Source organism: Mycolicibacterium vinylchloridicum (assembly GCF_013404075.1).
Classification (GTDB): Bacteria; Actinomycetota; Actinomycetes; order Mycobacteriales; family Mycobacteriaceae; genus Mycobacterium; species Mycobacterium vinylchloridicum.
Map to the genome: position 1 here is coordinate 1 of NZ_JACBJQ010000135.1, position 3630 is coordinate 3630.

Here is a 3630-nt window from a genome sequence, read left to right on the forward strand (position 1 = left end):
CGGCGCAGCCGGTCCAGGCGGGCACGTTCGTTGAGTTCGGCGACCATCGGGTTGGTGGGCGCGATCAGCAGCGCGTCGCGGCCCACGGTGACCGCGTCCGACCATGCCTGATACGCCATGTCGGCGGCGGCCCGCTCAGCCCCGACATGGACGCGGCCGTGGTCGATGTAGAAGGCGATGCCGGTGGGGTCACCGTCACGCAGGGCGAGGCTGGCCGCGCCTTCGGCGGCTCCGATGACGGGGTCGGTGAACCGCACGACATCGGAGAGCGTCAGCGCCCCGTGTTCGGCCACGATCTCGCGCAGCACACCGCCTGCGGACACCGAGGCGAGCTGCTTGTCGTCACCGATTCCACGCACGCTGGCCCCGGTGGCGTTGGCGATGGTGGTGATGGCATCCAGGCCTGCGGTGGAGGCCATACCGACCTCGTCGACGATGATCAGCGTCTGCGGTCCGATGCTGTCGAACCACGCGCGCGCTGGGTCATCAGCGGCCGGCGGGGGCCCGTCTCCGAGGCCGGCTAGGTGCATCAGTTTGTCGATGGTGTCGGTCGGTGCGCCCAGGTCGGCGGCCAGGATCTCTGCCGCTGATGCGCTCGGCGCGAGGCCGATGACGTTGCCGCCGCTGTTGATCCACGCGGCGGCCAGCGGGGCCATGGAGGTGGTCTTGCCGGTGCCGGCGGGGGCGATCGCGAACTGCATGCGGGCACCGGAGGTGGCCATCTCGCGCAGCAGGGTTTGTTGTCCGTCGTTGAGTTCGACGCCGTGCTGGGCGTGGGCTTCCAGCAGGGCCAAGCCAATGCTGTCGTCGTCGACGACGTGGCCGCCGAACTGCCGTGCGGTGTGCAGGATTCGGCGCTCGGCGGCCAGGATCTCGGCGCTGGTGTAGACGGTGGTGTCGTGGCGGGTGTAGACGCTGGCGCCATCGCGGCGGCGCAGCACGTCGGGCTCGTTCATCTCGGTGTCGGCAGCACTCGTCAACGCAATGCTGTGGGTGCCCAGCGCGGCATCAATGATGCGTTCCGCCACCTGTGGCGCATCGTGGCAGTCGGTGTAGCGCAGTACCCGTGACACCTCGGCGCGAACGTGGTTGATCTGCCATGTCGAGCGTGACGCGGAGACCGTGGTGATGACCGTGGCGGCCTGCTCGGCGACCCACTGCTCGGTGACGGTCACGCGTTCGCGCGGGGCCCGCCCGGAGGTCACGGCGGCGACCATCGCGTCGACGTGACGGTGGCCTCCCAGGGCCTCAATCGCCTCGGTCCGCCACTGGTGGCGCTGCTCTGCCAACGACCGTGGTTCGTGCTTGGCGGCCCGGGTTTCCAGCGTGGCTTGCTGCGAGAGGGCCAGCATCTCCACCGAGCTGGGCTCACGTCCGTGGACCTGTTGGAAGTCCTTGGCGAGCTGCCCGACGCGGTGCTCGATGGCCGCCCGCCGCGACGACCACACCTCGATCAGTTCCGGTGACATGCCGACGATTTCGCGGACCGGCCGCTTTCCCGGTTCGGGGGTGTCGTTGGCGAAGCTGACCCCGAGTTCGGCGATCAGATTGGCCTCGCACAACGTGTTGTACAACTCCGAGGCCGACACCTTGGCTTTGTAGAGAGGCTGGCCGTCCAGGGCCAGCCAGCGGGGGATGCCGTCGGGGCCGATCGCGCACACTTTGTTGCTCACCGCGACGTGGGTGTGCAGGTTCGGGTCCCCCGCGCGGGAGTCGCGGTGATCGAACGCGGCGGCGACGAATCCGCTGGCGTCGACCTGGGCCACACCGTTGGTGCCCATGCGCGAGAAGCAGGCTTGCGATTCGAGGAACGCCAGGGTGTCTGCGACCGCTTTGTGGTGGCAGTCCTCGATGGTTTTGGCCACTTCCAGCGGGGCCAGCGCCCACAGCGCCGACACTGATTTGACCGGGGTGAACGTCAGGTCGTATCCGGCCACGGCGGTGGTGTCCAGGCGCGAGAGGCGCGCGATGAACCCGGTCAGTTCCCGCTCGTCGAGGTGGGCGCGACCGTAGCGTTCGACGAACATCTCTGCGGCGACGGTGGTGCGGATTTCGGCGCGCACTTCCGGGTCGAGTGGGGCGTTGGAGGCCCGGCCGATGGTGTCGTTGTAGGCGCTGTAGGCGCCACGCAGGCGCCGGGTGAAGTCGTTCTCGTTGGCGCCCAACCGGAATGGGCGACCGAGCTTGGCTGCGGCGTGCGCGCCGTCGACCCACACCCCGATGCCGGTGAGGTGTTCGGTGATCTTGGTGGCGTTGGGGTGCAGCCCTTCCCCGAAGAGTGCCTTCATCTGATCTTCGGTGACTTCGGAGCCCTCGGGCACCCCCCAGAGCTGCTCGACCAGAGGATCGCCGGGGTCGCGGCTGACCGGGCGACCCAGGGCGGCCAGGCCGCTGCCGACCCAGCGTCCGGGGGTCTCGCCTTTGGAGGAGTAGTAGTCGGTGAGGCTGGCCCGGCCCAGGTCGGTGCCGTCGGCGACGGCGACCTGCCGGAGCAGGTAGGTATACCCGTCTCCGGCGGTCAATTTGTGTAAGCCCATCACCGCGCGATCACCACCGGAAACGCTACGAACGGCGTGCGCGGTTTAGCACCGCCCCAAGGTTCCCAACTTCCGGGCCGTTACCGTTTCGTGACCTGAATGCACTAGGTGTGATGGGCTGAGAAGGGCGACCGGAGGTCGCAGGTGAGGGCGGGGTCGGTGGTGCGGCAGGTGGTCGATGGTGGGCGATGGGGCGGTTGACGTGCGGATGTGGTGGAAAGCGGCGTTGGAGAAGTGGTGTGGTTGGGGCGGTGCTGTAGGGGTGGTGGCGGTTTTAGGTTGAGCGCCATGACGAACAAAGTGTCGAAATCGAAGTCAGCGGTGCGGGCCGCCCGCGAAGCGGTGAAGGCCTCGCAGAAGGAAGTGCTGGAACGGGCCGCGCGCAATGCCGAGGACCTGGCGGTGTTCTTCTCTAGTCGGGAACGGCTCGACACGGTGGACGAGTGGCTGGAAACGAAGATTGCCGGCCTGAAAGAGCAGGCGGACGGCAAGCGGGCTGAGCATCGCCGCACCGCGGGGCGGGCGGTGATCGCGCTGCGTGATCGCGGGGAGACGCTGCGCGACATCGCCCGGCTGACCGGGGTGAGCGAGAAAGCACTGCGCGAGCTGATCCGCTTCGCCGAAGCCAGCGGCGAGGAGGCCGGCGCGAACGGCCAGCGGCCGGAGCGCGGCGACGCGTCGGAAGGCTCGAGCATTGTCGGCGGGGCGGACGCTGCGGTGGCCGTCGGTGTGGCGGCGCCGGCGGGGCCGGTCGTCGGCGCGCCGGAGCGGGCGTGGCCGGCGACGGGTTAGCGTGTCATCACGGTGAGGACAGGTCGGCGACGGTCGGAACCACTACAGCTGGTGGTGGACCCGGTTCGTGATGCCGACGAGATCGCCCGGTTCGAGGCGGCGGTGGTGCGCGGTCCGACGGCCGAGGACTGTTGGCTTTTCACCGGCGCGATCGGTGGTGACGGGTACGGCCGAAACCGAGCGGAGTTGCATCCGGTTCGACTTAAAGCAACTTCCTGCTAACTGTGAAGTAGCAACAACTTTGGCCGTACCACTGTCTATTATCCACGACTACTACAAGACTGAAGCGCGGAAACAGGTG

At 68.2% G+C, this 3630-nt stretch carries 2 protein-coding genes; one reads left to right on the top strand and one right to left on the bottom strand.

Going from position 1 to position 3630, the window contains the following annotated elements; all coding sequences use genetic code 11:
* On the bottom strand, positions 1 to 2537 hold a 2537-nt coding region (mobF, locus tag HPC46_RS33900; RefSeq protein WP_179476367.1), incomplete at its 3' end, for a MobF family relaxase.
* A 288-nt stretch (positions 2538 to 2825) separates the two neighbouring features.
* Here mobF and HPC46_RS33905 point away from each other — a divergent pair.
* A complete protein-coding gene (locus tag HPC46_RS33905; RefSeq protein ID WP_179476368.1) occupies positions 2826 to 3329 on the top strand; it encodes a hypothetical protein in 504 nt (167 codons plus the stop codon).
* The last annotated feature ends 301 nt before the right edge of the window (positions 3330 to 3630 follow it).